General features: G+C 62.5%; 21 protein-coding genes. 12 read left to right on the top strand and 9 right to left on the bottom strand.

Features of this window, described 5'->3' with window-relative positions; all coding sequences use genetic code 11:
• The first annotated feature begins 2 nt into the window (after window positions 1-2).
• Genes E2N92_RS09335 through E2N92_RS09370 form a run of 8 tightly spaced genes read left to right on the top strand, consistent with a single transcriptional unit; the run spans window position 3 to window position 7,286 of the window.
• Window positions 3-251, top strand: coding sequence for an ATPase (locus E2N92_RS09335; RefSeq protein WP_220680916.1), 249 nt, complete (start codon window positions 3-5; stop codon window positions 249-251).
• Window positions 252-276: 25 nt separating this feature from the next.
• On the top strand, window positions 277-855 hold the full coding sequence (locus E2N92_RS09340) for a V-type ATP synthase subunit E family protein (protein ID WP_220680917.1): 579 nt from the start codon (window positions 277-279) through the stop codon (window positions 853-855).
• Between the two features lie 12 nt (window positions 856-867).
• Window positions 868-1,926 (top strand): V-type ATP synthase subunit C, encoded by a 1,059-nt coding sequence (locus E2N92_RS09345; RefSeq protein ID WP_220680918.1) that lies wholly within the window; start codon window positions 868-870, stop codon window positions 1,924-1,926.
• A gap of 1 nt (window position 1,927) precedes the next feature.
• Complete coding sequence (locus E2N92_RS09350; RefSeq protein WP_220680919.1) at window positions 1,928-2,233, top strand: V-type ATP synthase subunit F; 306 nt, start codon at window positions 1,928-1,930, stop codon at window positions 2,231-2,233.
• A complete protein-coding gene (locus tag E2N92_RS09355; protein WP_246589161.1) occupies window positions 2,224-3,996 on the top strand; it encodes an ATP synthase subunit A in 1,773 nt (590 codons plus the stop codon). Before E2N92_RS09350 ends, E2N92_RS09355 begins: the two co-directional genes overlap by 10 nt.
• A complete protein-coding gene (locus E2N92_RS09360) occupies window positions 3,993-5,384 on the top strand; it encodes an ATP synthase subunit B (protein WP_220680920.1) in 1,392 nt (463 codons plus the stop codon). The genes E2N92_RS09355 and E2N92_RS09360 overlap by 4 nt, the downstream gene beginning before the upstream one ends.
• Before the next feature lie 5 nt (window positions 5,385-5,389).
• A complete protein-coding gene (locus tag E2N92_RS09365) occupies window positions 5,390-6,055 on the top strand; it encodes a V-type ATP synthase subunit D (RefSeq protein ID WP_220680921.1) in 666 nt (221 codons plus the stop codon).
• 13 nt (window positions 6,056-6,068) lie between these two features.
• Window positions 6,069-7,286, top strand: a complete 1,218-nt coding sequence (locus E2N92_RS09370) for a phosphoglycerate kinase (RefSeq protein ID WP_220680922.1) — start codon at window positions 6,069-6,071, stop codon at window positions 7,284-7,286.
• A gap of 836 nt (window positions 7,287-8,122) precedes the next feature.
• Here E2N92_RS09370 and E2N92_RS09375 read toward each other — a convergent pair.
• The 7 genes from E2N92_RS09375 to E2N92_RS09405 form a co-directional block, all read right to left on the bottom strand.
• Window positions 8,123-9,370 (bottom strand): ABC transporter permease, encoded by a 1,248-nt coding sequence (locus E2N92_RS09375; RefSeq protein ID WP_220680923.1) that lies wholly within the window; start codon window positions 9,368-9,370, stop codon window positions 8,123-8,125.
• On the bottom strand, window positions 9,325-10,524 hold the full coding sequence (locus E2N92_RS09380; RefSeq protein WP_220680924.1) for an ABC transporter permease: 1,200 nt from the start codon (window positions 10,522-10,524) through the stop codon (window positions 9,325-9,327). The genes E2N92_RS09375 and E2N92_RS09380 overlap by 46 nt, the downstream gene beginning before the upstream one ends.
• Entirely contained in the window at window positions 10,521-11,204 is a 684-nt protein-coding gene (locus E2N92_RS09385; RefSeq protein ID WP_220680925.1) for an ABC transporter ATP-binding protein, read from the bottom strand. Before E2N92_RS09385 ends, E2N92_RS09380 begins: the two co-directional genes overlap by 4 nt.
• A complete protein-coding gene (locus E2N92_RS09390) occupies window positions 11,197-12,381 on the bottom strand; it encodes an ABC transporter permease (protein WP_246589162.1) in 1,185 nt (394 codons plus the stop codon). The genes E2N92_RS09385 and E2N92_RS09390 overlap by 8 nt, the downstream gene beginning before the upstream one ends.
• A 692-nt stretch (window positions 12,382-13,073) precedes the next feature.
• Window positions 13,074-14,441, bottom strand: coding sequence for an FAD-dependent oxidoreductase (locus E2N92_RS09395; RefSeq protein WP_220680926.1), 1,368 nt, complete (start codon window positions 14,439-14,441; stop codon window positions 13,074-13,076).
• A gap of 8 nt (window positions 14,442-14,449) precedes the next feature.
• Window positions 14,450-15,370, bottom strand: coding sequence for a hypothetical protein (locus E2N92_RS09400; protein WP_220680927.1), 921 nt, complete (start codon window positions 15,368-15,370; stop codon window positions 14,450-14,452).
• Window positions 15,371-16,542: 1,172 nt separating this feature from the next.
• On the bottom strand, window positions 16,543-16,689 hold the full coding sequence (locus tag E2N92_RS09405; RefSeq protein WP_220680928.1) for a hypothetical protein: 147 nt from the start codon (window positions 16,687-16,689) through the stop codon (window positions 16,543-16,545).
• A gap of 148 nt (window positions 16,690-16,837) precedes the next feature.
• Here E2N92_RS09405 and E2N92_RS13715 point away from each other — a divergent pair, with 148 nt between their 5' ends.
• Window positions 16,838-16,966: a hypothetical protein gene (locus tag E2N92_RS13715; RefSeq protein WP_281425773.1), complete on the top strand. Its 129-nt coding sequence runs from the start codon at window positions 16,838-16,840 to the stop codon at window positions 16,964-16,966.
• 477 nt (window positions 16,967-17,443) lie between these two features.
• A complete protein-coding gene (locus E2N92_RS09410) occupies window positions 17,444-18,190 on the top strand; it encodes a DUF128 domain-containing protein (protein WP_220680929.1) in 747 nt (248 codons plus the stop codon).
• Here E2N92_RS09410 and E2N92_RS09415 read toward each other — a convergent pair.
• The gene (locus tag E2N92_RS09415; protein ID WP_220680930.1) at window positions 18,181-18,957 is read right to left on the bottom strand and encodes a TrmB family transcriptional regulator; all 777 of its coding nucleotides are present in this window, start codon (window positions 18,955-18,957) and stop codon (window positions 18,181-18,183) included. The genes E2N92_RS09410 and E2N92_RS09415 overlap by 10 nt on opposite strands.
• 65 nt (window positions 18,958-19,022) lie before the next feature.
• Here E2N92_RS09415 and E2N92_RS09420 point away from each other — a divergent pair, with 65 nt between their 5' ends.
• A complete protein-coding gene (locus tag E2N92_RS09420; RefSeq protein WP_220680931.1) occupies window positions 19,023-20,312 on the top strand; it encodes a COG1361 S-layer family protein in 1,290 nt (429 codons plus the stop codon).
• Window positions 20,312-21,058: a glucose-6-phosphate isomerase family protein gene (locus E2N92_RS09425; RefSeq protein ID WP_220680932.1), complete on the top strand. Its 747-nt coding sequence runs from the start codon at window positions 20,312-20,314 to the stop codon at window positions 21,056-21,058. Before E2N92_RS09420 ends, E2N92_RS09425 begins: the two co-directional genes overlap by 1 nt.
• On the opposite strand, the gene E2N92_RS09430 is transcribed toward E2N92_RS09425, so the two are convergent.
• The gene (locus tag E2N92_RS09430; RefSeq protein WP_220680933.1) at window positions 21,003-21,749 is read right to left on the bottom strand and encodes an NAD+ synthase; all 747 of its coding nucleotides are present in this window, start codon (window positions 21,747-21,749) and stop codon (window positions 21,003-21,005) included. The genes E2N92_RS09425 and E2N92_RS09430 overlap by 56 nt on opposite strands.
• Between the last annotated feature and the right edge of the window lie 63 nt (window positions 21,750-21,812).

Consider the following 21,812-nt stretch of genomic DNA (forward strand, 5'->3'; position numbering starts at 1 on the left):
CTATGGCAGATCCAGTTATGACTCTTGAAATGGTTGAAGCATCGCAGATGGGACTGAAGGCAGTCGGCGCAGGTCTCGCCGTCGGTCTGGCCGGTGTGGGTACCGGTCTTGGTGAACTTGGTATCGGTGCCGCCGCCGTCGGCGCGACCGCCGAGAACAAGGACATGTTCGGTCTTGCACTGCTCTTCACCGTTATTCCTGAGACAATCGTCATCTTCGGTCTTGTCGTTGCTCTGCTGCTGCTCTTCTAAACACGAAGTGAACACGGAGTGAACGATGGGATTGGAAGCTGTCGTTGGAGATATCAAGGAAAAAGGGCGGAAAGAGGCAGCCGAGATCCAGGCCCAGACTGCGGCCGAGGTCACGAGCATCCTCGAAGAGGCGCAGGAGAAAGTGGCGGCGATCAAGCAAGCGGCTGAAGATGACGTTCAGCGGGAAGTCACCCGCATCGTCAACCAGGAAGTCTCGGCCGCGAACCTGGCCGTCAAGCGCGAGACCCTCAATGCGGAGAAGGACACGCTGGCGCGTGTCCACGCCTCCACCCTCGCGCGGATCACCGACCAGCCTGCCGATTTCCATGCGCAGGCTCTCCGTTACCTCCTCCCGCTGGCTGCTGCCGATATCGGGGGCGGTACGGTCTACTGCAACGCCCGTGATGTCTCCATTGTCAAGGAGATCCTTGCCGAGAACGCGGACCTCTCCGGGTTCTCGCTTGGAAACCCCGTCGAGATCGAAGGCGGGGTCGTAGTTGAGAGTGCCGATGGCAGGATGAAGGTCGACTACAGCTACCGTACATTCATGGAGACGGTATGGGAGTCAGGGCTCAAGGATGCGTCTGATATCCTTTTCCCCTGAGGAGGACTCTGCATGGTTGACGTAGGGGGTCCGGCCCCATACATTTACGTCTCCACGCGCATGCGTGTGCGCAAAGCAAAGTTGATCCCGCGGGAAGAGTACCTGCGGATGCTCAACATGAGCCTGCCCGAGATCACCCGCTCCATCGGGGAAACGGAGTACAAAAAAGAGATCGACGAACTGTCGCCCTCGTTCTCCGGGGTCAACCTCATCGAGGTGGCGCTCTCCTGGAACCTTGCGAAGGAGTATCAGGAAGTCCTGAAGATCACGCCCTCCGGGGTGATGAAGTTCGTGCAGGGATACCTGCGCCACTGGGATATCCAGAATGTCCTGACCATCCTGCGCGGCAAGGCCCAGGGGGTCAAACCCGGCAAGATCAAAGAGGTGCTTGTCCCGGCAGGCGAACTCGACCGAAACATCCTCGACCGGCTGCTTGCGGAGGACTCTCCCGAGCGGATCGTCGAGGCGGTCAAGGGCCGACGGCTCGGCCCGGTGCTTGCTGCAGGCATCCACGATGCGCTGGAGACCGGTTCGTTTGCCACGCTCGAGAACGAGCTGTACAAGAACCTGTACCTGCAGATGATCTCCGACGCCAAGGCCGGGGTTGCAGGCGGGCATGAGTTCCTGGGCTACATCCAGACCGAGATCGACACCAGGAACATCATGAACCTCTTCCGTTTCCGCGGGCAGCACGCCGGCGGGGAAGCGGTCAAGGCTCTGCTCATCCCCGGCGGTAAGGCCTTCACGGTCGACGAACTGCTCAGGATGAGCACCATCGAGAGCATGGACGAGTTGATCGAGGCGGCGAAGAAGAAGACCAGAGACCCTGAACTGGCCGCGGTCTTCGAGGAACTGCGCCAGCAGCGCTCGATCCACGAGGTCGAGGTGCTGTTGACGAACTACCAACTCAAACGGATGGAGCGGCTCTCCAAGCGGTATCCCTTCTCGGTCCTTCCGATCCTTGCCTACCTTGAGAAGAAGCGGTACGAGGTGGTCAATCTCCGCGCCATTGCACGCGGAAAGGAGTACGGTCTGCCGAATGAACGTATCGAAGGGTACCTGGTGATGTAAGATGGTTGAGATCGCAGTCGTTGGAAACAGCGAGTTTGTCATCGGGTTCCGTCTTGCGGGCATTCAGAAGACGCTCGTCGCCGAGGGTGACGAGGCCCTGAAGACCACGGTCCAGCATGTGATTGACGACCCGTCGGTCGGCATCCTGGTGCTGGACAGCAGCGATATGAACAGGCTCCCCCTGCGGCTCCGGACTCAACTTGAAGAGTCCGTGAAGCCGACAGTCATCGCGATCGGCGAGGAAGAGGGAGGCCTCTCCATGCGGGAGAGAATAAAGAGATCGGTCGGTGTTGATCTGTGGAAGTAAAAGCTGAATCGAACACAGGCACTTCGACAGGAGTGCTGAAGAGGATTGCAGGTCCGGTCGTTACGGCCGTCGGCTTCAACGCTCACATGTTCGACGTGGTCAAGGTCGGCCACGAGGAACTGATGGGCGAGGTCATCAAGATCGCGGGTGAGAACATCATCATCCAGGTCTATGAGGCCACCGACGGTATTCGGCCCGGCGAACCGGTGGTAAACACCGGTATGCCGCTCGCGGTCGAACTTGGCCCGGGTCTGCTGAGGAGCATCTACGACGGTATCCAGAGACCGCTCGAGGTGCTCATGAACAAGATGGGCAGTTTCATCGAGCGTGGTGTGACTGCGCCCGGTCTCGACCGCGCGACGAAGTGGGAGTTTGTCCCTGTCGTGAAGGCCGGCGACCGCGTCGAACCCGGGACGATCATCGGAACGGTCCAGGAGACCGAGTCGATCCTCCACAAGATCATGGTCCCGCCCAACCAGAAGGGCAGCGTGGTCAAGGAGATCAAGGGCGGCTCGTTCACCGTCGAGGAGACCGTCTGTGTCCTCGAAGACGGGACCGAGATCCAGTTGATGCAGAAGTGGCCGGTCCGTGTGCCGCGGCCGGTGACCGAGAAGATGAACCCCGACATCCCGCTCATCACCGGGCAGAGGATTCTCGACGGGCTCTTCCCGATCGCCAAGGGCGGTACCGCTGCCATTCCGGGGCCGTTCGGCTCAGGCAAGACGGTCACCCAGCAGCAGCTCGCCAAGTGGTCCGACGCCGAGATCGTCGTTTACATCGGTTGCGGCGAGCGCGGCAACGAGATGACCGAGGTGCTGACCGAGTTCCCAGAACTCGAGGACCCGAAGTCGGGCAGGCCGCTGATGGAGCGGACCATCCTGATTGCGAACACCTCGAACATGCCGGTGGCCGCCCGTGAAGCGTCCGTGTACACCGGTATCACCATCGCCGAGTATTTCCGTGACCAGGGCTACGATGTCTCCCTGATGGCCGACTCCACCTCCCGGTGGGCAGAGGCCATGCGTGAGATCTCCTCCCGTCTCGAAGAGATGCCCGGTGAAGAGGGGTACCCCGCGTACCTGGCAGCCAGGCTCTCCGAGTTCTATGAGCGTGCCGGTCGTGTGACCACCCTCAACGAGAAGGAAGGGTCGGTCTCGGTTATCGGTGCGGTTTCGCCGCCTGGCGGTGACTTCTCCGAGCCGGTTACGCAGAACACCCTCCGTATCGTCAAGGTTTTCTGGGCACTCGATGCCAAGCTCTCGCAGCGCAGGCACTTCCCGGCCATCAACTGGCTCAACTCGTACTCCCTGTATCTTGACACCCTCAATGAGTGGTACGACAAGAACGTCTCGCCCGAGTGGAACCAGCTCCGTGGCTGGGCGATGGGTGTGCTCCAGAAGGAGTCGGAACTCCAGGAGATCGTGCAGCTCGTCGGTTCAGACGCCCTTCCCGAGGAAGAGCAGATCACCATCGAGGTCGCCCGTATGCTCCGTGAGATCTTCCTGCAGCAGAACGCTTTCGACGATGTGGACACCTACTGTTCGCTCGAGAAGCAGCTCGACATCCTCAGGGCGATCCGTGCCTACGCCGACCTCTCGTCTGCAGCCCATGCTGCGGGCGTCATGCCGGCCCAGATCCTGGCGATCAAGGCCAAGAACGACCTGCCGCAGATCAAGTTCACGGCCGACTACAAGCCTGAACTTGAGCGGATCCTGAAGGCGATGAAGGACGAATTTGCCGGACTGAAGGCGGGGATGGCATGAAAGAGTACAAGACAGTCAAGCAGATCGCCGGTCCGCTCGTCTTTGTCGAGAAGACCGAGCCGGTCGGCTACAACGAGCTCGTGAACATCGTCCTCGCGGACGGCACCATCAAGCGCGGTCAGGTGCTCGACACCTCCGACGACCTCGTGGTCGTCCAGTGTTTCGAGACGACCGCGGGTATCGGTCGCGACGCCGGGATCAGGTTCCTGGGCGAGACGATCAAGATGCCGGTTGCAAAGGAGATGCTCGGCCGGATCCTCTCCGGTGGCGGGAAGCCGATCGACGGCGGCCCCGAGATCGTGCCTGAGGACAGGCTCGACATCCAGGGCGCTGCGATCAACCCATACGCCCGTGCGTCCCCGGCCGATTTCATCCAGACCGGTATCTCGACCATCGACGGGACCAACACCCTGGTCCGTGGTCAGAAGCTCCCGATCTTCTCGGGTGCAGGTCTGCCGCACAACGATATCGCTCTCCAGATCGCCCGTCAGGCGAAGGTGCCGGGCTCCACCGAGGAGTTTGCGGTGGTCTTTGCGGCGATGGGTATCACGAAGGAAGAGGCGAACTACTTCATGGCCGACTTCGAGCGCACCGGTGCGCTGGAGCGGGCGGTCGTCTTCCTGAACCTCGCCGACGATCCGGCGGTCGAGCGTATCATCACCCCGCGTCTGGCCCTGACGACGGCCGAATATCTCGGCTACGAACTGGGCTACCACGTGCTGGTCATTCTCACCGATATGACCAACTACTGTGAAGCGCTCCGTCAGATCGGTGCGGCCCGTGAAGAGGTGCCCGGCCGACGTGGGTATCCGGGGTACATGTACACCGATCTGGCCTGCATCTACGAGCGTGCGGGTATCGTCAAGGGCAAGAAGGGTTCGGTCACGCAGATCCCGATCCTGACCATGCCTGGCGACGATATCACCCACCCGATCCCCGACCTGACCGGGTACATCACCGAGGGTCAGATCGTGGTTTCCCGTGAACTGCACCGGAAGGGTATCTACCCGCCGATCAATGTCCTGCCGTCGCTGTCCAGGTTGATGAACCTGGGTATCGGTGAGGGACACACGAGGGACGACCACAAGAAGGTCTCCGACCAGTTGTACGCCGGGTATGCGGAAGGCAAGGATCTCCGCGGCCTGGTGGCCATCGTCGGGAAGGACGCACTCTCCGAGCGTGACCGTGGGTTCCTGGAGTTCGCCGATCTCTTCGAGGACCAGTTCGTCCGTCAGGGGATCGACGAAGACCGTTCGATCGAGAGGACGCTCGACGTGGGCTGGGAACTGCTGGCCACGCTGCCGGTCGAGCAGCTGGTCAGGATCGACCGCGACCTGATCAAGAAATACCATCCGCTCTATCGGAAGGGCGCAAAGGCTGAGGTGTAAGTCCGATGGCGCTCAGAGATGTCAAGCCGACGAGGTCAGAGCTGATCGATATCAAACGCAAGATCAAGCTCTCCGAGCGCGGCTACAACATCCTCAAGATGAAGCGCGACGGGCTGATCCTTGAGTTCTTCAAGGTGCTGAAAGAGGCGAAGGACACCCGGGGCGAGATGCTGCGCAAGTACCAGCACGCCCAGGAGATGATCGCCCTTGCAAACACGGTCGAAGGGACGATCGGGGTAAAGGCTGCGGCTTTCTCCGTCAAGGAGAACCCCGAGATCACCCTCAAGTCCAAGAACATCATGGGCGTCGTCGTCCCTGAGATCGAGGCAACGAAGGTCAGGAAGAACCTGCTCGAGCGCGGCTACGGTGTGCTCGGCAGCCAGTCGGTCATCGACGAGACGGCCGAGGCCTACGAGGAACTTGTCGAGGCGATCATCGAGAGTGCCGAGATCGAGACGACGATGAAGCGCCTGCTGGACGAGATCGACCACACCAAGCGGCGTGTCAACGCCCTTGAATTCAAGGTGATCCCTGAGCTGAAGGAAGCCGCTGCGTTCATCAAGATGCGGCTCGATGAGATGGAGCGTGAAGAACTCTTCCGTCTCAAGAAGATCAAGGCAAAGGCGGCAGCCAAGGCCGAGGCCGAGGCTGCGGCCGAGGCCGCTGCATAACTGAAGAGGAGTTATGTCGTCGATTGGGACGATCAGCGAGCTGGCGCCTGAGGGGAAGACGGTCCTTCTCCGTCTGGACCTCAACTCCCCTATTGACCCGGCTTCGAACCAGATCCTGGATGACAAGCGGTTCCGCGAGCATCTCCCGACGATCAAGGAGCTTGAGGAGAGTCGCGTCGTTATTCTGACTCACCAGAGTCGGCCGGGCAAGAAGGATTTCTCCACTCTGGAGGGGCATGCCGAGAAGCTCGCCCATCTCCTGGGCCGGCCGGTAGGGTATGTCGACGATATCTTCGGCCGGTCGGCGCGGGAGGCGGTCGCGTCCCTGCGGACCGGCGAGGTGCTGATGCTCGAGAATGTCAGGTTCAACGCGGAGGAGAACCTGACGCTCGCGCCTGAGGCGGCGAAGGGGACGCATATCGTCCGCCGTCTTGCGGCGATGGGCGACGTCTTCGTCAACGATGCTTTCGGGACGGCCCACCGTTCACAACCGACGGTAGTCGGTCTGCCCATGCTGATGCGTTCGGCCGGCGGGCTCCTGATGGAGCGCGAGGTGAAGAACCTCTCCCGCGTCTTCACGGGGGCGCCGCGGCCGGTGACGTTTGTCCTGGGCGGGACGAAGGTGGATGACTCGGTCGCGGTGGCGGCGAATGTCCTGGAGAACGGCGTCGCCGACCAGGTGATCGTCATCGGTGTCGTGGCCAATGTCTTCCTCACGGCGGCAGGCTACGATATCGGGACACCGTCGACCGACCTGATCGCCCAGTTGAAGTACACGGGCGAGGTCGCCAGGGCGAAGGCCCTCCTTGACCGGTTCGGTGACCGGATCATCTTCCCCGACCAGGTGGCCGTCCGCGAGGGCGGCGAGCGGGCCGAGTATTCGATCGAGGCGATCCCGAAGGATGCGCCGGTGATGGATATCGGTGCCGACGCGCTTCGGACGGTGAACGAGGCGATCGCGTCCTCAGGGACGATCGTCGTCAACGGCCCCGCGGGGGTCTTCGAGGATCCGACCTTCTCTGCCGGCACCTTCGAGATCCTGCGGGCCTCTTCAAAGGTGCCGTTCTCGGTGGTCGGCGGCGGTCATACCGCGGCGGTCATCGAGCAGATGGGGCTCGAAGCGGCCTTCACCCATATATCCACCGGGGGGGGCGCGTGTATCGAGTTCCTGACCGGCAAGAAACTCCCGGCGGTCGCGGCATTGGAGCGGTCGCGGGAGATCTTTGGGTGAGGAGGGTCCGCCCCTCTTCGCGCCTTTTCTCTGTCCAGTCCTGAGGGCCGGGGATATCGGTTCTGAGTTTTTTATTTCCTGGCGAGCGGGAGCGCCCGGTAGATCGGGGCATGTTTCGATCTCGCCGTTCGACATGGCGGGACGCGCGGGAAAGTCTGAGAGCAGAGGTCTTGAGAGAGAAAACCGGTGATCGGGCGTGCCGCCCCTCATTACCGGATCTTTCCCGCCGTCTCGCGTGAGGATAGGGAGGGGGCGGCAAGGGTGTGTGATCCTGTTGAATAATGATCGGCCCTCACCTCTCCCGATTCTATCTTTGGGGTCATGACGGCGGAAAAGCGTGATGATCATCAGGAAATGCCGTTCCCTATCACAGAATCTCTCCTGCCGCTTTGCGTGAGGATAGGGAGGGGGCGACAGGGGGCGGCGTCCCATGTCTTCTGTGTTTTTCTGAGAGATCTGACCGAGACCTCTGTCGTTTCTTCCGGTCCTGATCGTCATCCAGGACGTTGCGGTGGAAACACGTGTCAACGAGTTCGAGAGGAATTCTGATCTTCAAGAGCGCCCGCGGCATGAGGATGGCCGGGCACACACCCCTTCCGCCTCTGCTCCGCTCAGGTATTCCTTTTCTCCCTGAGCAGCACCTTCCCGGACTCTGCCCTGTTGTCGCGGACTTCAAGGAGCGTGGCGATCACCTCCATAGAGTGACCGTCGGTTCTCCGGTGAAATCTCGGCGCTCTAAGGTTAAGCCCTTCGATTCTGCGCCTTTGCATCGGCCCCCCCGTGCGAGTCTGGTAGGGGTGGGTAGGGCTGTCTCTATATATGAGTTGCGCCTCCGCTCACTCGTACCGGAGCGCCTCGATCGGGTCGAGGCGCGAGGCCTTCCAGGCCGGGTACATCCCGGAGAGGAGTGCGGTCCCAAGGCCGAAGCCCATCCCGAGGAGAACCGACCCGATCCCTTCGGGCCCCAGACCGGTCGGCACGGTCCCGTAGCCCGCGAAGACCGTCTCCGCCACGGAGGCGGTGACGGCCATGCCGGTGACGGTAGAGACGGCGCCGCCGATGAAGCTCCCGGCGACACCCAGGATGAGCGCCTCGTACAGGAACATGCGCATCACCTCGCTGCGCCGCGCCCCGATGGAACGCATCACCCCGATCTCATGGAAGCGTTCGGTGACCGAGATGATCATCACGTTCAGGATCGAGACCCCGGCGACGAAGAGGGCGACGCCACCGATGCCGAGGAGGAAGATGGAGATGGCGTCGTAGGTCTGGTAGAAGAGTTCGAGGATCTCCCGCGAGTCCAGGACGTCCACCACCTCGGTGCGCCGGTTGAACTGGTCCTCGATGGCCTTTTTCACCGCCGGGATGTCGCCGAGGTCGGTGACCTTCACCACCACCCGGTCGTAGGCGGGTTCGGGGTGCCGTTCGGTGTACCAACTATGGGTGACGACAACGGCGTAGTCGGGGTTGATGTCGATGCCCAGGCCCCGCTCCTCCAGCACCCCGGCGACCCGGACGTCCTCGCCGCCGAGGGTGATCCGCCCGCCGGCCCGCACCTCCGCTTCATCGGCAAGGAGCGATCCGACGAGGACACTGTTCCCTGAAGGTGGCGGGAGGGCGCCGTCCTCGACCTCGAGGAGGACCGGCATGTCGTCGTGGTGGAGGACGATCACCGGGACATACCCTTTTTTCCGGCCTTTCTCCAGGAGTTCGGCAGTCTGGAAAAGGGGCACGGCGTGGTATGGTCCGACGGCCCGCTCGATCTTGTCAAGGTCTCGTTCGGTGAGCCCGCCAGCCAGGGCCGAGCGCGGGTCGAAGGGGTCGCCGCTTGCGGCCGCAAGGTGGGGGGTGACGACCACGGTGTCGGAGACGTCGGCGACGAGGCCGGAGAAGAGGATGATGAGGTTGTTGCCCAGAATCCCGAGGGTGGCGACGGCGGCGACCCCGATGACGATCCCGAGGGCCGCCAGCCCAGACCTGACCCAGTGGCGCCTGAGGTTCCTGAGCGCAAAGGTGAGAAAGATCCCGGCCACGCCCTTCACCCCCGCAACGCCTCGATCGGCGTCATCTGTGCGGCCTGCCATGCGGGATACACCCCGGCGGCGACGCTGGTCACCACCCCGAAGAGCATCGCACCCAGGATGTAGGCGACCGAGAGGGGGTCGAAGACCGTCGCTCCCTCGGCAAAGGTCGTCCCCGCGGTGAAGACTTCGATGGCGGCGAGGCTGATGATGTAGCCGCCGACAAAACTGAGGGCGCCGCCGATGAGGCTCCCGACCAGGCCGAGGACGAGGGCTTCGTACAGGAACATGCGCATCACCTCACCCCGCAGGGCGCCGATGGAGCGCATCACCCCGATCTCATGTCGCCGTTCGGTGACCGAGATGATCATGACGTTGAGGATGCTCACCGCCGCGATGAACAGGGAGACTGCCCCGATCCCGAGGAGGAACCACCCCATCGCGTCATAGATCTCGTTCACCTGGTTGAGGCTCTCCCGCGAGTCGGTGATGTCCACCGTCTCTTCTCGCCGGTTCATGAGGTTCTCCACCGCGGCCTTCACCCCCTCCATCTCGTCCGGGTCGGCGACGGTGATCACCACATAGTCGTAACCCTCTTTTTCCGGGAACCGCTCCCTGAAGCGGTCGCGTTCGATGACGACGGCATAGTCTGGGTTGATGTCGAAGGCGAACCCCCGCTCCTCCAGCACGCCGGCGACCCGCATCTCCTCGGCGCCCAGGGCGATCCGGCTGCCGGCCCTGATCCCGTACTCGTCTGCCAGGATCGACCCCACCAGGGCGGCCGGCGAACCCGGCCTGAGATAGTTACCTTCGGAGAGGTCGAGGAGATCGGGGATGTCGTCGTTCGCAAGCCCGATCACCTGGGCATACCCGCCTTCGTCGCCGACCCGGAGGTCGGCGGCCTCCTCGACGACCGCGACCACCGGGTTTCCGCCGGCCGCCCGCTCGATCCGGTCGACGTCGGCCCCGGAGATGGTGGCGGCCACCACGGTCCTGGGGTCGCCGATGAACCCCTCGCCGCCGAGGGCGGTGTGCGGGGTGATCACCACGGTGTCGCCGACGTCGGCGATGAGGCCGGCGGCCAGGAGGTTGATGGAGTTGCCCATCACCCCGAGGGAGGCGATGGCAAAGACGCCGATGACGATCCCGAGGGTGGCGAGGAACGACCTGACCGTGTGGCGCCTGAGGTTCCTGGTGGCGAAGGAGAAGAAGATCATGCGATCCTGCCGTCGACGATATGGACCCGCCGGTGTGCGTAGGCGGCGATGTTCGTGTCATGGGTGACCATGATGATCGTCTTGCCCCGCCGGTTCATCTGGGTGAGGAGGTCCATGATCCCCTCGCCGGTGTGAGTGTCCAGGTTGCCGGTCGGTTCGTCGGCGAGGAGGATCTCGGGTTCGTTGATGAGGGCCCGCGCGATGGCCACCCGCTGCTGCTGCCCGCCGGAGAGTTCGGTAGGGCGGTGGGTGTGGAGTTCGGGCTCAAGGCCGACGGCGTCGAGGAGTTCGAGGCACGCCTCGTCGCAGCCGCTCCGCCGTTCCTTGAGTACTCTGGGGAACTCGACGTTCTCGATGATGTTGAGGAGAGGGATGAGGTTGAACTGCTGGAAGATGAAGCCGATGTGGTCGCGGCGCAGGCGGGTGAGGTCGTCATCGGAGAGGGTGCCGATGTCCTTGCCCTTGATGTAGAGGGTGCCGGAAGTCGGAGTGTCCAGGCAGCCGATGAGGTTGAGGAGGGTGGACTTGCCCGAGCCCGAGGGGCCCATGACGGCGACGAAGTCGCCGGCCCTGATCTCGAGGTCGACGTGGTCGAGGGCGACGACGTCCCCTGCCGGGAGGGGGTAGACCTTGCTGACGTCCACAAATCTGATGATCGTTTCAGGCTCATGCTCATTCATGGCGCAACGCCTCGATGGGGCTGAGGTGGGAGGCTTTCCATGCGGGGTAGGCCCCTGAGAGGAGACTGGTAGCGATGCCGAAGGCCGCTCCGTACGGGATGGCGATGAGGCTGGTGGGCTCGAAGAGGTATTTGGTCTCTTCGAGCATGACGGCGAGGGCGAGGTAGCCGCCGAAAAGGCTGAGCACGGCGCCGATGGCGCTGCCGACAAGTCCGAGGATGAGGGACTCGTACAGGAAGATCCGCAGCACTTCCCCCTGCCGCGCCCCGATGGACCGGATCACCCCGATCTCGCGGGTCCGTTCGGTCACCGACATCATCATCACGTTGAAGATGGAGACGCCGGCGACGATAAGTGATATGCCTCCAATCGCGGTGGTGAAGGTCGAGATCCGGTTGAAGGTGTCGATGAGGGTCTCGAGGATCGCCCTGGTGTCGAGGACGTCCACCTCGTCCTCGCGCCGGTTGAGCTGGTCGTCGATGGATTCTTTGACGATGTCGATCTCCTCGAGGTCTGAGACTTTCACGATGACGAGGTTCCATTCTTCGGCATCGTAGAAATCTTTGTAAAATTCGTCGGAGACGATGACCGCACGGTCAGGGTTGATATCGAAGCCGACGCCACGCTCTTCGAGGACGCCGGTGACCCGGAGTTTCTCTTCGTCTTCGCCGATCCTGAGTCTGCTCCCCGGGAGGAGGTCGTAGTCCTCGGCGAGGACGGCGCCGACCATCGCGCCGCTCTCGCCCCGCAGGGAGGTGCCGTCGGTCACCTCAAGGAGGTCGGGGAGGTCGGTGGGGCTGATCCCGTAGACCGGCGCCGCGGTCGTCTCCCCGCCGATGACGAACCGGTCGCTCCCGCTCATGATCGGGATGACCTGGTTGGACCCGGCGGCCCGCCTGATCTCGTTCACCTGCAGGTCGGTGACGCCGCGGCCGCTCACGGCGATCGGCGGGCCGTCCCCGTCCGCGCCTCCGCCGCTGTGGGCGGTGATCACGATGGTGTCGCCGACGTCGGTGAGGGACTCAGAGATGGAGAGGACCAGGCTGTTTCCCAGGATGCCCATCGAGGCGATGGCCGCCACCCCTATGACCACTCCGGTCACGGCGAGGAAGGAGCGGAGCCAGTGGAGCCTGATATTGCGTGTGGCGAACTGGAAAAAGATCATGCTCCCTCCCATCGATATCCTGCCAGGGGTGCGCGGCAATAAACGTGCCGGTGAGGGGGGGGGGCGGTTCTGATCGGCGTGCCTTCTCACACCCTCGCGCCTGTGGGCCTGCCCCGCCGGCGCGGGGGAAAGGCGTGACGATCCGACATGCCGCCTCTATAGCAGAATCTTCACTGCTGTCTTGTGTCGGGGGGCTTTCGCCCCCCGAACCCCCCACAACGAGGATAGGGTAGGGGCGGCGAGGCGAGGAGTCCCTCCTAGGGCCCGAATGTAAGGAATGGGATCAGGGATTCCTCCACCTCTCAAAATGCTGCTCTGAACAATATTCAACCGCGTATGCTTGAGCCCGGGGAAGGACCAGGGGCCGAAAAGACCGTTATCATCCGCCTTATAGGCTGCACATCGGAGCAAAATCCATGAGATTTATCAGTGCCATACCGCCTCTCATTCCGGGCACGGGGCAGGATGATATCACTCCTAATCATGCGGGCCATTAGAGGCCGGGGAGAGGCCCATGATCCTCTGAGTATTGCGTCAAATATCCTTATTCTCCCGATATCACAAAATCTTTTCAGAATGAGCCTGGATTGGGTCACTTCTTCCCTAAAAGAGGGCCAAAATGGGTAGATCTCAGTCCCGGTCCCACGCAGTTGTGGTGAGGAGGAGAGTGCAAGGAGGGAGGTGAGCGGGTGGGCCCCGGCCGGCTATCGCTCGCCGGGGCCGGATTTCGGATCCTCTTTTTCCGCGTCCCGCTCCCGGATCACCCTCGCCGCCTGCGCGAAGAGGCCGTGGACGCCTTCGGCGAGCGGATGAACGTCGATGAGATCTTCGAGGTCGAAAACGGTCTTTTTCCGCCGCATCGCCTCGGCGAGGTAGGTGGCGGTGATCCCGGCGCCCGGCGAGGCCGCCCAGACGCTGCGGAGCGCCCCGGTCTCAGGGTCGACGAGGATCTTCCCGAGGCCGGTGTCGCCTTTCGGGACCGACCAGAAGGAGCCCGGGCCTGCGGGGGCCGGGAGAGAGAGGGCGATCCCGTCGTCGCCGTCGTCGCCGAGACAGAAGGCGAGATCGTTTGCGAGGGCGAGGGCCTGCGGCACGGCCTGAGGGGCGTACCGCATCTCGTGGCCGAGGATGTTCTCCGCGGCGACCACTCCCTGGAGGCGGGCGATGGGGGTGAGGTACGGGGGGCCGGCGGCGTCGCCCGCGGCGTAGACGCCGGTGACCGAGGTCTGCATCCGGCCGTCGACGAGAATCTCCCCATGGGAGCCCTTCTCCACGCCGGCGACCATCGCGGTCTGCGGGACGAGGCCGACGGCCAGGAGGACGGCGTCGGCCTGGCATGCTCCGGGTGCTGCGCCTCCGAACGCCGCGCCGTCCGCCTCTGAGGTGCCGGTGATCCCGGTGAGCGGGGTGTGCTCCCGCACCTCGACGCCGGAGAGTTCCTTGAGGGCCAGACGTCTCAGGCGGGGGTCGAGGCCGCCGAGGAACTCCCGTCGTGCCAGGACCGTGACCCGGCTCCCGAGTCGGCTGAAGATATAGGCGAACTCCGCCGCCGAAACTCCGCCGCCTGCAATAACGAGGTGTTCGGGGAGGGCCGGCATCGTGTGGAGCGTGCGGGCGGTGTAGACGCTGGCAAGACCGGTGCCCGGCAGGTCCGGGACCGCGGGCGCTGAACCGGTCGCGATGACGACCGCCTCGGCCTCGACCTCTTCGTCGTCGATGAAGACACGGCGCCCGTCGACCCTGGCCGTCGCTCCGTACCTGACCTCGACGCCCGCGGCCCGCGTCTCTCTCTCGAGGACACGCCTGATCGTGCGCTGGACCTCTCCCATCTCGCAGAGGAGCGCAGAGAAGTCCAGGTGCGGAGCGCCGTCCAGCACCCCGGCCGCCGCAAAATCTCCGGCCCGCTCCATCACCCGGGCGGCGTCGTTGAGGGCGCAGACCTGCATGCACCCCGAGTTGAGGCACTGCCCGCCGATGGCCTCCCGCTCGACGAGGGTCACCTCGCGTCCGGCCTGCCCGAGTCTGCCGGCCGCAAACCGCCCGGCCGGACCGCCTCCGATGACGACGATCATGCCCTCACTCAGAAGATCTCCACACCCTCGTCCGAGGGCACGCTCATCACCTCGCCGGTGAAGGCGTTCACCTCGACGACCCGGTCCCGTCCCTCGACCTGCCAGACCGGGACATAGACCAGGGCCACTTCGGCGGTGATGTTCTCTTTCTTCGGCTTGAGCGTCTCTTCCTGGTAGAAGACCGCGTCGCCCTCCTCTTTTTTGATCCTGACCCGCTGCGTGAGGTCCTTGATCATGGCGGCGACCGTCGTCTCCTCGACCTCGTCGCGGGGGATCTTCGGGGTGAGCACCTCGCAGTCGTCGGGCATCATCGTGTCCACGGCGTCGCCGAGCATCATCTCCATTCTGGTTCCGTTGATCGCGTTGATCCCGTCGTTCCGCTCGCCTTCAAAGGAGACCACCCGGTTCATCACCGACTGCGATCCCGTGCTCGTGCAGTGGCAGCACCAGTACGGCACGAACCGGCAGCGGGCCTTCCCCCGCGTCCCGGAGAGGATCGAGGCGTCCCGCTCGCTGACCTTGATCGGGAGGTGGCGGATGGCACTCCTCGTCTGCCCTCTGCTCCTGACCGGAGCGGCTTCGTCGAGAACGACCCTTCTCCCGAAGATCCGGGCAAGTGCCGCCTCCCCGGCGTACCTGACGATCTCCTCCTCTCCCCAGCAGGTGCAGTGCTCTGCGACGGGCGCACCGTCGAAGGTGACCAGGATCTTCCTGCACTCCTCAGTCTCCTCCCCGATCCTCATCTTGAAGGTCCGGTGGCAGAACCGCTCGCACTCCGCCGGGTTGTCCGAGATCAAGACCACGTAACTGTCGTCGTTGCCCACGGCCGAGAGATCGAAGAGCTCGTCGGCGCTCTCGACCTCGTACCCCGCGGCATTCAGGATCATCGCTACAATATCCTGCGTCCTCTCCCGAAGATCGCCTTCCATCTGTTTTAATGTGACTTCGGCTATTGAACAATTTTTCCATCCGTTCCGGTCGGATAGAGAGGGGGTCGAAGGAGAACGGTCGGGTCTGTGGCTCTGTGGGGGCGGATATGAGGCGAAAGCACGCGCCGGGGGGTTTGCACCTCCCGGAACCCTCCACGACGAGGATAGGTGGGGGCGGCGATTGAATACGGTTTCCATCGAGTTTCCAGTCTTGAAAAGGGGGTGATCAAGCGAAGAGAAATTTTCATCCCGTATGCTTGAGCCGGGGGTTCATCCTTGATTCTAAAAAGCCAGAGAGTCATTTTTTTCTTCGCGCCCGGTTTGCACCCGGCGATATCTCGCTGGCGGCCGCCGATCGATGATTGGAGCATGCATGCAGCGTACCCCTGGTCGTTTACACCCGCACCGGGATCACGGCCGGAGAGACCAACCCCGCGCTCAACAGTGCCGGGTGTTCTCCGGATCGTGTGCAAATTATCCGGGGTAGCTGTACACAATTCTCTCTCTGTACTCTGTACACAGATCAGGGTCAGGATTGGCCCTTTTCTTCGGCCGTCACGTTGCCACCACCCTGGCGCGAACCGGGCGCGAAGGTGGAAGGGTCGTCGTCGATCCGGACGGTCCGCCTTCGCCGTCCACTCGCGGTGGACCAGGTGATCGAACGAGAGATCATTTGTTGGCCATCTCTGCGGTGAGCCTGCCACCCTCCGAACCCCCCGCATAAAGATAGGCAGTGGACGGCAATACGCTCTTCATGGTCATTGATTGTGCCTTCCCGGCCCTATCTTCATCCCGGGGGTCCGGTGGCTGCGACCGCAGGGAGCTTGAGAAGATCGATAGGTCTTCAAGAGAGCCCCCGGCACCGATGTTTGGGAAGGCGTGGTGATCAGAACATGCCGCCCCTCCATCATCGAGTCTGTTTCGCCATCTCGCGTGAGGATAGGGGGGATGGCATGGGGCGCGTGATCCCTCCGAAAAAAGATCAGCCATCTCATGTCCTGGTTCTATCTTCGGGGTCAAGGGGACGGAAAAGGTATGGTGATCAGAACGTGCCGCCCCCCGTCACAGTGTCTGTTCTGCCGTCTCGCAGGGAGATGTGGGGGGCGGTGATGGATTGAGGTCTCCACCGATTCTTCAGTCTTGAAAAAGAGGGATCAAGCGACGAGAACTGTTCATCCCGTGAGCTTGAGGCATGCTCTCGCTTCATAGCAAATTACTATGAGGTCATCCCAAAACTCTTCAGTCCTCCTCCTCTCAGAAGATAGCGGTGGATGTGGAGAAAATATCCTCCCCTTTTCGTTGAGCACCCCTGCATTCATGCCTTCCCACACCACCGCGCCGGGGGCTAGCACCCCGGACCCCCGGGATTGCGATTGGAGCGGGAAGGCAGAGCGATGATCGTAAAGACCGGATGCGATCCCCCGCCAATCTTCATCGGCGGGGGTCCGTGGGGCGGCCAGCCCCCCGGTGGAGGAGAGAGTTCAAAATTTCTGGAAGGAAGCGCTTCGGTTCGAGGAGAGGGCCATCCCGGGTGAGTTCTGGGATATACTCTATGAAAATGATCCAGAAGATCATCACTCTAGGATTGCATGGTGATCGGGCGTGCCGCCCTCATCGTAAAATCTTTTCTGTAATCTTGCGCCGGGGGAAACCCCCCGGACCCCCACGACGAAGATAGAGGTGGGGCGGCAATGAAGTGGTGGTCCCATCGGTGTCCTGCTCTGAAGAGGGAGCAAGGATCCACACACACAGTGGAGACCAACGAGAATATTCAACCGCGTATGCTTGAAACGCAGGTTCATGGCGAATTACTATGAAAATCACCCTAAAGATCCGCTGTGAAAGATTTTCATTCGGTATGCTCGAGGCATCCTCTCGCCTCATGCCCAATTCTACCGAGCCCTCCTCTGAACATTTTTCATGCGCATGTCTGAAGCGTGCTTTTGATCCATGAGCGGTTCAACACCGCCAGAAGACGAGAAAAATCTCCACGAGCCCGGACAATACGGCTCCCATAGCCCCCCACACCGACGGACGCAACCTTTTTTCTATTCCCGTAACCGAAATCATGGTGTGAATACTCCCCTGAAGTTCATCCATCACCTGATCGAAGAAGAGGCCATGCAGGTGACCTTCGACCCTGCCGAGGACGAAGGGCTCGTCATCTACAACCTCTCCCTGATCCGGGAGGACGACTTCGAACCAGTCCTTGCCATTCTGAAACGAGCCTCCAGGGCCGGCCTTGCACCGAGCGACCTGGCCAGAGTCCTGCAGGCCGGCGAAGGGAACGATGCGGCCGTGGTCCCTGAGGGAATGGTCGGGCTCTGTACGGTCTGTTCCATCACCTTCGACGGAGTGATGATCCGGCGAGGTGCGCCCCTTCACCCGGTCGGCGGCGGCGTGGTGGAAGTCGAGGACGGAGTGCCCAGGCGGTTCACCGACATGCTCCTCTACGACGCCACGACCATCGACCCCCTTCAGGTCCTGGTCTCCCAGGAGATCACCGACGTCTGGGGGGTGATCCGGGAAGGCCGGGGCAGCGTCCTGGCCAACCTCAGGGAATGTCATATGGAGGCCGAACCAACGGTAGCCGGGATCCTGGAAGACCTGGAACGCAGCCGGATCGGCGGGGTGCTCGAGGTCGGTGCGCCGAACGCCCCAGTCCTCGGGTTCGGGTGTTCGCCGCAGTACTTCGGGATCACGATCCTCGGCGGCACCAATGTGATGGCCGCGGTAAAAGAGGCGGGGTACCAGGTCGAGATCAACTCGCTTCGGGGTCTCATCGATATCGGCGACCTCGAACCGATCGATCACCTCTGACGGATTTTCCCGAGATAACTCCTGGTCAGTTCGGCATAGCGTGAAAAAAATCGTGCAAAGCCCTCTGACTCGGAGTACAGGGCGGTCGGCACCTCGCCGCGTCCGCCCATCGCCACCAGCACTTTTTCCCGGTCCACAAAGAGCACGCCGGCCATGTCGGTCCCGTGTGACTCTTTGTGCCAGATCGGCGGGACCGAGACGATGACCTCCATCCCCTCCGGGATCTCGTCCTCCCAGGCGGAGGCGATCACCTCGACCCTGACCCCCCGGTGCACCGCCGCGGCGAGGGCGTCCTGGAGGTCTTCGAGGAGCACCCAGCTCCCGATGACCTCGACTCGCTCCTGGGCGCGGGCGATGAGGTCGCGCATCCTGCTCTTGATATTGGCCTCGCCCAGGATATTCCAGATCAGTTCCTGGCCGCCTCCTTCGATGCTCGCCCGCTCGGCGTAGATCTCGCCGAGCACCACCTTTGCGTACGCTCCTTTCTCCTCGATCTCGCGCATGAGGCTGTTGATCGCCTCTTCAGGCGGGATGGCGTTGAAGCGTTTGGGCGTGGTGTGCGAGACGGTGACCAGGTTCTTCTGCAGAAGACGGTCGAGGACCGGATAAACTGATGCGCGCGGCACTCCCGAGATCTCGTGGATCTCGGTCGCGGTGGCGCTGGTGACCCTGAGGAGGGCGACGTAGACGAGCGCCTCGTACTTGGTCAGGCCAAGGGTTTTGAGGGCGGTCGTGACCCCCTGTGGAATCTGTGGCGGCGGTGACATGACAATATGTATTTATAGCAGCCAGCGGATAAATGTTGTTACAACAATAACAACAAGGTGAACATATGGATATCAGAAAGTGCATCCTCCTGAGTCTCCTCGTGATTGCGCTTGTCGTCCCCGCCCTTGCGGGCGTTCAGTTTCTGTACGGCAAGCCCGAGATGTCTGCGGTGATTTCAGGGACAAACGAGTTTTCTCCAGGCGTCGAGACCCCGCTCGCCATCGTCGTCTCGAACAGCGGTACCAACCCCATCATGGAAGTCGACCCGACCAAGATCACCCCACAGGACCCGCCCAACCTGGCCAAACTGGTAAAGGTCGGGCTTGAATCTGGTGACGCACCCGTCGAAATCAAGTCCGACCCCCAGATGCTCGGCGACATCCCCGGGGGCGTGAGCAAACCGGTCACCTTTGTCGTGAAATTCGACAAGAACGCGAAGGCCAGCACCTACGACCTGCCGCTGACCCTCACCTACCAGTATGTCGACTGGAACGAGCAGGAAAAAGGCAGCACCATCCTCCAGACCGACTACCGCACGAAGACCGAGACGATCTCCCTCCCGGTCACCGTGAAGTCGGACGTCAACCTCGAGGTGGAACAGGTGGAGACCGAGCACCTCAATGTCGGGACCGAAGGCTACCTCAAGCTCGTCCTGAAGAATGTCGGTGACGAGCATGCCGGGAAGGCGGTCGCCAAACTGGTGCCCGACGCCAACGGCCCGCTGGTCCCGACCGACGGGAGCGTCTATATCGGCGCCTTCAACCCCGGCGACGTGACGACCTGTGTCTTCAAGGTCTCGACCTCCAAGGACGCCGAACCTCAGACGTACCCGCTGAAGGTGGTCGTGGAGTATGAGAAGGCCAACGGCGAGAAGGGAACCTCCGACACCGAAGTCGTCGGCGTCCCGGTCGGCGGCAAGATCGACTTTACGATCGTTTCAACGGCGTCCACCGTCCACCCCGGCCAGAAGGCGACGATCGAGGTGACGTACAAGAACTCCGGGTCCGCCATGGCCTACAATGCCCAGGCCAGGATCAGTGCCGTCGACCCGTTCACCTCCAACGACGACACCGCCTACCTCGGCGACCTCGCTCCCGGCGAGAGCGCCGTCGCCCGGTACACGGTGAGCGTCGACAAGGAAGCGACGCTCAAGAACTACGGCCTTGACTCCGAGGTCCGGTACCGTGACGCCCTGGACAACAGCCAGATCTCCGACACTATGAAACTGACCGTCGACGTGGTGAAGGCCGAGGGTCTGGGTGCTGTCATGTCCAACCCGATCGTCATCGCGGCCGTCCTGGCGGTCCTGATCGGTGCCGGGTATTATATAGTGAGAGCGCGCAAGTCCAAGTGATGTTTCCCTGGGACGGACCGCTGCCGGCACCCCATATCAGGACCCTTGCTGATATGGCCGATGTGCTGGCCGAACCCGGGGGCGCGGACCGGGACCCCGGCCGGCCCCTCTATTTTATGTACCGGGACCTGGCCAGAAACGACCACGACCGGAGCTGGCTCGAAGGTCATGCCCTCAGGTACGACGCCACGGTCATCCCGCCCGGGCGCGTCGGTGAGGAGTACGTCAAGACCAAGGGACATTTCCACCCGGCGAACCGGGCGGGCGTGCGGTTCCCCGAGGTCTATGAGGTCGTCGCCGGGAAGGCCCATTTTCTCCTCCAGACCTGGACGGCCGGCGACGTCGTCCTGGTCGAAGGGTCGACCGGCGACGTGGTGGTGATCCCGCCGGGCTACGGCCATGTCACCATCAACCCGGGTGAGGAGGAACTGGTGCTTGCTAACATCGTCTCGACGGCGTTTTCCAGCGATTACGGTCCGTACGTCGAACGGCATGGTGCGGCGTACTACGAACTGGCCGACGGCACGCTGGTCCCGAACCCGGCCTACGATGACCCGGCGCCGGTCCGCCAGGCGGTGCCGGCGTCGGTGCCGGCCTTCTGCACCGGGCGCAAATCGCCGCTGTACTCCCTTGTCGGGAAAGAAAAGTGCCTGGACTATCTCAACCGGCCTGAAAAATATAATGAGGATTTTAGCGGGTGCTTAAAAGATTCGGCGGAGCAACCCGCTTATGCGCCGAGGCCCTGACCCGTTTGAGGACCAGTTCTTCCACTTTATTCTCCGCGACCCAGTCCTTCTCTGCCAGCGCCCTGAGCGCCGCGTCGATCTCGTCGTAGGTCGCCCCGAGTTCTTTCTCGTCGGTCTGCCCGGTCCAGAGTCCGGCGGACGGCGGTTTCTCGACGACCCGTGCCGGAAGTCCCATCTCCCGCGCCACCTCGAAGACCTCGGTTTTGTACAGGTGGAGGATGGGCTGGATGTCGGCGGCGGCGTCGCCGTGTTTGGTGGAGTAGCCGACCAGGTACTCGGTGCGGTTGGATGTCCCACAGACCAGACGGTTCTCTCTGTTCGCGACGGCGTACAGGAGGGTCATCCGTGTCCTGGCCATCAGGTTTCCGAGGACATACCGGCTCTCGGTGAGTCCGGGATACTGACGGTAGGCATCGATCACTGGTTCGATGGACATCACCCTGAACTCGATCCCGAGGTGCCGGCAGACGGCCTCGGCGTCTTCGAGGTCGGCGGTGGGGGTGACCGCACTGGGCAGGGCGATCCCGACCACCCGCTCGGGGCCGACGGCCCTGGCCGCGAAACCCGCCGCCACGGCGGAGTCGACGCCGCCACTGATCCCGACCACGATCCCGTCTGCGCCTGCGTTCCAGACCGCATGGCGGACCATCTGGTCCACCGATTCCATAACACATCCTATCTGCTCGATCATCGGTATCCGACCTGAACATATTCTGATATTTTCTGAGCGCTCTTTAGGGGGCGAAGGTATTGA

Source organism: Methanofollis formosanus, from assembly GCF_019633745.1.
Taxonomy (GTDB): domain Archaea; phylum Halobacteriota; class Methanomicrobia; order Methanomicrobiales; family Methanofollaceae; genus Methanofollis; species Methanofollis formosanus.

Excerpts from the sequence above, each read along its gene's own strand:
- E2N92_RS09425 (WP_220680932.1), top strand. The coding sequence starts at position 20,312 with ATGTTTCCCTGGGACGGACCGCTGCCGGCACCCCATATCAGGACCCTT.
- E2N92_RS09395 (WP_220680926.1), bottom strand. The coding sequence starts at position 14,441 with ATGATCGTCGTCATCGGAGGCGGTCCGGCCGGGCGGTTTGCGGCCGGC.
- E2N92_RS09430 (WP_220680933.1), bottom strand. The coding sequence starts at position 21,749 with ATGATCGAGCAGATAGGATGTGTTATGGAATCGGTGGACCAGATGGTC.
- E2N92_RS09415 (WP_220680930.1), bottom strand. The coding sequence starts at position 18,957 with ATGTCACCGCCGCCACAGATTCCACAGGGGGTCACGACCGCCCTCAAA.
- E2N92_RS09335 (WP_220680916.1), top strand. The coding sequence starts at position 3 with ATGGCAGATCCAGTTATGACTCTTGAAATGGTTGAAGCATCGCAGATG.
- E2N92_RS09365 (WP_220680921.1), top strand. The coding sequence starts at position 5,390 with ATGGCGCTCAGAGATGTCAAGCCGACGAGGTCAGAGCTGATCGATATC.
- E2N92_RS09345 (WP_220680918.1), top strand. The coding sequence starts at position 868 with ATGGTTGACGTAGGGGGTCCGGCCCCATACATTTACGTCTCCACGCGC.
- E2N92_RS09350 (WP_220680919.1), top strand. The coding sequence starts at position 1,928 with ATGGTTGAGATCGCAGTCGTTGGAAACAGCGAGTTTGTCATCGGGTTC.
- E2N92_RS09370 (WP_220680922.1), top strand. The coding sequence starts at position 6,069 with ATGTCGTCGATTGGGACGATCAGCGAGCTGGCGCCTGAGGGGAAGACG.
- E2N92_RS09405 (WP_220680928.1), bottom strand. The coding sequence starts at position 16,689 with ATGAATGCAGGGGTGCTCAACGAAAAGGGGAGGATATTTTCTCCACAT.
- E2N92_RS09380 (WP_220680924.1), bottom strand. The coding sequence starts at position 10,524 with ATGATCTTCTTCTCCTTCGCCACCAGGAACCTCAGGCGCCACACGGTC.
- E2N92_RS09375 (WP_220680923.1), bottom strand. The coding sequence starts at position 9,370 with ATGGCAGGCCGCACAGATGACGCCGATCGAGGCGTTGCGGGGGTGAAG.
- E2N92_RS09420 (WP_220680931.1), top strand. The coding sequence starts at position 19,023 with ATGGATATCAGAAAGTGCATCCTCCTGAGTCTCCTCGTGATTGCGCTT.
- E2N92_RS09360 (WP_220680920.1), top strand. The coding sequence starts at position 3,993 with ATGAAAGAGTACAAGACAGTCAAGCAGATCGCCGGTCCGCTCGTCTTT.
- E2N92_RS09340 (WP_220680917.1), top strand. The coding sequence starts at position 277 with ATGGGATTGGAAGCTGTCGTTGGAGATATCAAGGAAAAAGGGCGGAAA.
- E2N92_RS09400 (WP_220680927.1), bottom strand. The coding sequence starts at position 15,370 with ATGGAAGGCGATCTTCGGGAGAGGACGCAGGATATTGTAGCGATGATC.
- E2N92_RS09390 (WP_246589162.1), bottom strand. The coding sequence starts at position 12,381 with ATGGGAGGGAGCATGATCTTTTTCCAGTTCGCCACACGCAATATCAGG.
- E2N92_RS09385 (WP_220680925.1), bottom strand. The coding sequence starts at position 11,204 with ATGAATGAGCATGAGCCTGAAACGATCATCAGATTTGTGGACGTCAGC.